The sequence below is a fragment of the Agathobacter sp. genome, from assembly GCF_977054825.1.
In genome coordinates this window covers 1-6,330 of the sequence record NZ_CDRTEH010000032.1, presented here as the reverse complement: position 1 = coordinate 6,330, position 6,330 = coordinate 1, and the positions used below count along the sequence as shown (strand labels likewise).

Sequence of the window (6,330 nt, the reverse complement as noted above, 5' to 3'; positions counted from 1 at the left end):
TCATTTCTGCCTCTTAATATCGCCTATTAATGCTGCCTATTAACGTTGCCTCTTAATATTGCCTCTTAATATTGCGATTTGATTTTAAAATATGTTTCCTAATTAGCAAAGAAGTCCTTGATTTGACTGTATATAATGTGCATCAGATTTGTCCTCGCCTCAATGCTTGCCCACGCAATATGCGGTGTGATAATCAGCTTGTTTGAATCCTTTATCGCACGGAGCGGATTGTCCTCACTCATAGGCTCCTGCGCCAGCACATCAAGACCTGCCGCCGCAAGCTCTCCATCCATAAGCGCCTGTGCCAAATCCGCCTCATTCACTATCGGTCCTCTGCCAAGATTTAAAAAAATCGCAGACTTTTTCATCTTTTCAAACGCAGCCCTGTCCATCAAACCAAGTGTGTCATCTGTGAGCGGTGCATGCACCGACACTATATCAGATGCAGCCAGCAGAGTATCAAAATCCACCCTCTCATAGCCCGGCTGCGAATTTCTTCCTGAGGTAGAATAATAAATCACATGACAGCCAAAAGCCTTTGCGATATCAGCCACGCGCCTTCCAATATTTCCAAGCCCCACGATACCCCAGGTCATACCGCTAATCTGGTGAAACACATTGGAAAAATGCGTAAACGAAGTATCGCCCACATATTTCTCGCTCTTCACATAATCATCATAATATCTCAGCTTCTCAAGCAGGTAAAATAACAGTGCAAACGTATGCTGTGCCACAGTCTCTGTAGAATAGCCTGCGACATTTCTCCACTCAATGCCTCTCTTTGCCAGATATTCCTTATCCAGATTGTTGGTGCCTGTCGCAGTCACACATACAAGCTTTAAATTTTTTGCCTGTCCTATAGATTTCTCATTTACCTCGACCTTGTTTAAAACAATCACATCAGCATCCCTTGTGCGCTCCGCTGCTTCCTCGGTTGTTGAAAAATCATATTTGACAACCTCTCCAAGCTTGTCATATTCGGAAAGGTCGATGTCGTCACCAATTGTTTTTGAATCTAAAAATACTATTTTCATGGTTTGTTTCCTCTGTGCTATATACTTATTCACTTTTATTTTTTTTGGTGGGACTTCGCACCTGCAGGCTGTGAGGTTGCGCCGGCATATGGTATATTCCTCAGAAATATATGAAGTCAGCCACAAAATGTGTCCAGATAGTCTGTTTTATAAATCTACTTTCTATCGTTACCGAGGTTTAATGGAACCTTGTGGCAGTTCATATATTTCTTCTGAACACACCATATGCCAGCGGTAATGCAGGTTTGCGTGTGCGAAGTCGTCTCAATAATTATCTGTATTTATCAATGTATTTCATACATATAAATATACATATAAATGTACATATAAATATACATATAAATATACACATAAATATATACATAAATATACACATAAATATATATACCACATTTCGGGAAATAAAACCACTGTATCAGTGTTTGATTAAACAAAGCTTAAGAAAGCCCACCATATTAATGATAAATTTCATCAATATGATGGGCTTTAACTATTCTGTATCTCTTTTATCTCACAGAGAATTTGTAATCTGTCTCTGTGTGATATGTATCGCCTGCCTTTGTAACAGGTGTACTAAAGTTAGTCTCATTTATTGAGTTTGGATAGAACTGTGTCTCGAGGCAGAATGCATCGCGGTTATTGTATTTGACTCCGCCCTTGCCTTCCTGTCCCACGATAAAGTTGGCTGTATAAAGCTGGATTCCGACACAGTCGGTGTATACCTCCATCTGTATGCCACTCTCAGGTGAGTATGCTGTTGCAACCTTTTCTACTCCCGGAGCAGTCTTGTCTATTGCAAAATTGTGGTCATATCCGCTTCCATAGTGAAGCTGTGTATCATTTGCCTCAATATCTCTTCCGATTGGCTTAGCCTCTGTAAAATCAAATGGTGTACCCTCAACCGGTGCAATCTCACCTGTAGGAATAGCCTTTGAATCCTTTACAGGTGTGTAATGCTCAGCATTTATCTGTAATGTGTGAGTGTATACACTTCCTGAAGCATGACCGTTCAGATTGAAATAGCTGTGGTTTGTCATATTGAAGGTAGTTGTCTTATCTGCCTTTGCATTGTATGTAATAGCAAGTGCATTTTCCCCTGTCACCTTAAAGGTTACATCCATCACTGCATTTCCCGGGAAGCCCTGCTCCAAATCTGCATCCTCTATCTCAAATGTAATCTCATCGTCCTTCTGCTCCTTAACAGTCCAGAAACGCTTAGACACACCATTTGAGCCGCTGTGAAGATTGTTCTCATTGTCATTAGCCTCAAGCTTGTATTCCACCCCATCAATATTAATCTTTGCATCAGAAATCCTGTTCGCATATCTGCCGACAGTAGCGCCAAAATAGCTGTACTCCTTCTCATATGACTTCACATCATCATAGCCGAGAATAACATCTCTCTCATTGCCATCCCTGTCCTTCACAAAAATAGACACAACAGTAGCGCCATAGTCTGTCAAAAGTACTCTCAATCCACCGGCATTACTGATTTCGTAAAGCGATGCCTCCACTCCTTTTGATGTTGTACCGAAAGCTTTTTTGCTCATGCCCCATATCCTCCTTTTGTTACATTATGTTTGTTTCATTTTGTTGTAACTTTATGCTTTTTACATTATGTTTTGTTGCTCTTTGCTTGGTTGCATTCCGATTGCATAATTGCGTTTTGTTATCATTCTACGCATTCTTTTATATTTTACTTCTTTTGAGCGCATAAGTAAACTTTTTCGTGCAAATATCCGATAAAATATTTATAACAAACATATATGTGTGATTACACGTTCAAAATAAACCCTAAAATCATAGTTATAATGCAATTATTTTAAACATTAATATTCAAAAATATAAAGAGGATTACCATGAGTACACGAGTAAGTTCAGCAACAAATCTTTCAGCAACATATTTTATGAGAAATTTTTATTCAAACAACCGCGATGCCATGAAAGCATCCAAGCGCAAGGAATATAGTATTACAGAGCTCGCTTACGATGATTCAACCGCCCTGCACCGCGCCGCAAAAAAATTAAAGAACTACAAGTATTCAGATGACGAAAATACGGATAACGTCCGCGGAACAGTCATGGCTCTTGTTGACACATACAACAATTCCATTGATTCCGCCTCAAACAGCAGCTCAAGCTCCATGAAGCGCTATGCCAAACAGCTCAAAAAGCTGGCAAGCAAATACAGCGACGAGCTTGAGGACATTGGCATCACAATAAACAAGGACGGTACCCTGAAAGCAAATGAGGAGCTGGTCAAAAAAGCCGACGCAGACACACTTAATTCTCTGTTTGGAAAGGACAATGATTTCACAAGCAGTCTGTATCGTGTCTCACGCCAGATGAGCAGCTCTTCATATGATGATTACTACACATCACTGCGAGCCGGAAGCAATATTAATCTGACAGTGTAAATCTAAAGCTGTAAAACTTAGCTGTGTAATCTAATGACGTAATTTTAACGGTAAAATTTTAACCAAATAAAAGAATAATAGATATTAAATGCATGGCTGTCTTTTTCATAAAATAAAGCAAAAAAAAGACAGCCATCGTTCTGCTGTCTTTTAGGAGAAGGTATTTTACTATGGGGATAGTAAAAAATATATAATGTATTGGGGGGTTTTTACAGTTATTATAGTATCACCTTGACCTCTGAAAGTGTTAACAAACATGCACAAATTTTCAATTAGTTTTTGTGCAACATTACCAAATTAAATATGTTATCCATTATTTACGAATAATTGATTTTTTAGAACATCATAAAACAATGATCATTGGATAATTTTATCTTTATTTTATCTAATGCTTTCTGTGTGCTTGACTGCTAATACTTATGTGAGAAAGTTATACGAATCCAATAAAAATAACTCATCACTAAAAGCAATGAGTTTTCTCATAACGAGACATCAGGGATTCGGTCTACGCTCCGCTTCGGTCCGCGCTGAACAGACGTCCCCCGGACGTCTAGCGGTCTACGCTCCGCTTCGGTCCGCGCTGAACAGACGTCCCCCGGACGTCTAGCGCCCCGACCAACTACGTTGTCCGGAGTTCAATTCACCATATATCAATAGAAAAAGAAAACCACCACTCTTACGAGTGATGGCTTTCTTTTTCTAATGAGACATCGGGGATTCGAATCCGTGTTTCCAGCACAAAACCCTATAGAAAGGAGCTCCGCAATTCCTCTATATGGATTGGTAACCACATCGGTAACCATTTTATCTCATTGTTAGGAAAACTTTTCAAATAAAATTTATAATATATTTTTCCGTTTACGGAAAATATCATTGATTGGCTTGATCATACTACATTAAAAATTTTTCTGCTGTCAAGTCCGAAGCCGCATAGCGGTGCGCTAGCAGACTTTACTGCTGAAAAATTTTTAATACAATCTCCATAGCCAATCAATAATATAAAGTTTTCCTAACAAATAAAGACCAGTAAATCCGATTGAACTTACTGGTCTGATATTTAAGAGATACGTCTATTTTTCAATTATATCGCACTGCAACTTGATTACTGTATTATAATAATCCTGTGGTGCATCATCGTAGCTCTTTACATAGTAATAAATCATATATTTATTATTATCTTTTCCTCGAACCATGTACTTAGTGCAATCGTCTTTCTCCTCTGAATCCTCGAAACTAATACTTGTTAGGTAATCTTTAACTTTTTCTACTCCTTGCTTATATTCATCAATATTCTTGAATGTTATATATAAATAGTACTCTTTTATTGTATTGCCGTCCTTTTGAAGTTTGGAATCATATAAATAATATATAGGGCTATATGCTGTCTCATAACCTAAAAACTTATCTGTAGTCGTTGCACCTGTCGGATAATCGTTATCATTCTTCTCATAAGCTAAATCATGCTCTTTAAAATATGTCTTTACATCTTCTGCTGTAGATACACCTGGCGTTAATTCTGTAAGAATTGTTGACTCTACTTTCTTACTTGTACTTCCACAACCTGCTAATGTTCCTACTACCATTACTGCCGATACAATCGCACATAAAATTTTCTGCTTCATAAATTTTCCTCCATTGTTTATATACCTCACTATTTAGTGAGTCATTTTATAGTGAATTACTATACAGTAAATTATTATATAAAATTTATGTAATAAAGTAAAGGAGTATTCGCATGGACTCATATGGCTCATTACATTTAAGAATAAACGAAATTTTGAAAGAAAAAGGAATATCTAAAAATCAAATTTGTAAAGATTTAGATATTCCACGTAGCAATTTTAATAAATATTGTCGTGATGAATTTCAACGATTAGACACAAAATTGATTTGTAAATTGTGTTTCTATCTTGATATTAATATTTATGACCTTATTGAATATAAAAAACCGTAATTATCATACATACTTGTAAATTTTTATATAAAATTATATTTTTTGGTTATTTTGCACAATACAGATTTTGAACATTTCTAACTCAGTTGTTTTTATGACATATCAACTTAACTCCCCTCTAACTAATGACTTATTAAAAATATTAACCCTCTTTTTCCTTTTCTTTTTATTCCATCTTAAGGAAAATTCATATCAACTTATACAGAATAAAAAATATTAAAAATTTCTTTATTTCATCAATGATTGGACAATCCATCAATATCACGCTTTCTGAATTCATGCTATCATAAAAGTATCGAAAGTGCTTTTGAAAATATAAAGAAAGAAGGTGATTTCATATGAAAAAAGAAGAATTTTCAAATTTGGTCGAGAAGCATGGTTTTTTAACTGGTGAGCCGCATTATCATGATGGGGGAACTTCTTCAAAAACCGGTAGACCATATCCAGCATTTGCCTATCTATATTACTTGCCCCTTAATCGTGAGCAAACTGCGCGCATAGACATCGACACAAAATTTTTTAGTGAAATTGAAGATGCCACTAAAGATATGGTGCAAACCCAACGAATTGTAATTTCGGGTGAAGAAGATGCTTCTGGACGTTTTCTGGCGACGGAAATCCAAGCATATGAAAAGTAATAATTTTTTGGGAGGCTGTAAAATAAGTCCCTAATTAAGAAACGCCAACTCCGGCAAATGTCGGTTTTGGCGTTTCTTTGTATGAATTTTTCTATTTTTGAACAGGTCTGCATCTTTGGGTATAAAAAATGGTGCATTTAATAAAGCTCAGCTAATCGCGCTTGAGTTTTATGCAGCTTTCGTCTGTCGTTGCTTTTTATTATGATATTTATAAAGATTGAATCCACATGAAATCAGTGTGAGCTCGAGAATTACATTTTTCTCGCCTCTCCGGAATAATCTTTTAT

At 36.7% G+C, this 6,330-nt stretch carries 6 protein-coding genes; 3 read left to right on the top strand and 3 right to left on the bottom strand.

The window, feature by feature from the left end; all coding sequences use genetic code 11:
- Nucleotides 1-98: 98 nt before the first annotated feature.
- Both ACW6PM_RS13525 and ACW6PM_RS13520 read right to left on the bottom strand, forming a co-directional pair.
- Nucleotides 99-1,034 (bottom strand): D-2-hydroxyacid dehydrogenase, encoded by a 936-nt coding sequence (locus tag ACW6PM_RS13525; RefSeq protein ID WP_456057468.1) that lies wholly within the window; start codon nucleotides 1,032-1,034, stop codon nucleotides 99-101.
- Between the two features lie 506 nt (nucleotides 1,035-1,540).
- Nucleotides 1,541-2,584: an aldose epimerase family protein gene (locus tag ACW6PM_RS13520; protein ID WP_456057467.1), complete on the bottom strand. Its 1,044-nt coding sequence runs from the start codon at nucleotides 2,582-2,584 to the stop codon at nucleotides 1,541-1,543.
- A gap of 309 nt (nucleotides 2,585-2,893) precedes the next feature.
- Here ACW6PM_RS13520 and ACW6PM_RS13515 point away from each other — a divergent pair, with 309 nt between their 5' ends.
- Nucleotides 2,894-3,451: a hypothetical protein gene (locus tag ACW6PM_RS13515; protein WP_456057466.1), complete on the top strand. Its 558-nt coding sequence runs from the start codon at nucleotides 2,894-2,896 to the stop codon at nucleotides 3,449-3,451.
- 1,070 nt (nucleotides 3,452-4,521) lie between these two features.
- On the opposite strand, the gene ACW6PM_RS13510 is transcribed toward ACW6PM_RS13515, so the two are convergent.
- On the bottom strand, nucleotides 4,522-5,073 hold the full coding sequence (locus tag ACW6PM_RS13510; protein ID WP_456057465.1) for a hypothetical protein: 552 nt from the start codon (nucleotides 5,071-5,073) through the stop codon (nucleotides 4,522-4,524).
- 113 nt (nucleotides 5,074-5,186) lie between these two features.
- Between ACW6PM_RS13510 and ACW6PM_RS13505 the strand changes: the two genes are divergently transcribed.
- Both ACW6PM_RS13505 and ACW6PM_RS13500 read left to right on the top strand, forming a co-directional pair.
- Nucleotides 5,187-5,405 carry a helix-turn-helix domain-containing protein gene (locus ACW6PM_RS13505; RefSeq protein WP_456057464.1) on the top strand — a complete coding sequence of 73 codons (219 nt, stop codon included), beginning with the start codon at nucleotides 5,187-5,189 and terminating at the stop codon, nucleotides 5,403-5,405.
- 338 nt (nucleotides 5,406-5,743) lie between these two features.
- Nucleotides 5,744-6,043, top strand: coding sequence for a hypothetical protein (locus tag ACW6PM_RS13500; RefSeq protein ID WP_456057463.1), 300 nt, complete (start codon nucleotides 5,744-5,746; stop codon nucleotides 6,041-6,043).
- Nucleotides 6,044-6,330 lie beyond the last annotated feature (287 nt).